Annotated in this window: 1 protein-coding gene; it reads right to left on the reverse strand. The window is 41.8% G+C overall.

Annotation, left to right across the window (positions count from 1 at the left end):
• The coding region (locus AAEY72_RS15345; protein ID WP_352311447.1) for a DUF305 domain-containing protein at positions 1 to 263 on the reverse strand (263 nt) is incomplete at both ends.

Genomic DNA, 263 nt, shown 5'->3' on the forward strand with positions numbered 1-263 from the left:
GCTCTAGATTGTGCTTGTGCTGTTGTGTTGGCAATGCCATTTTGCTCAATGTCTTTTAACAACCACTGCATTTCTTTTATTTCACGGCGTTGCGCATCTATTATATTTTTTGCTAGTTCTTGCACGCGCTTGTCGTTAATGTTTGCTCTGTCGCTGGTAAGAATCGCAATTGAATGATGCGGGATCATGGCTGACATCCAAGACTGATCGTCGACCGTTATTTGCGAACGTACTAAAAATAGTGCGCCTACAAAGGTAATAAT

Origin of the sequence: Psychrobacter sp. W2-37-MNA-CIBAN-0211 (assembly GCF_040309405.1) — a bacterium.
Lineage (GTDB): Bacteria > Pseudomonadota > Gammaproteobacteria > Pseudomonadales > Moraxellaceae > Psychrobacter > Psychrobacter glaciei.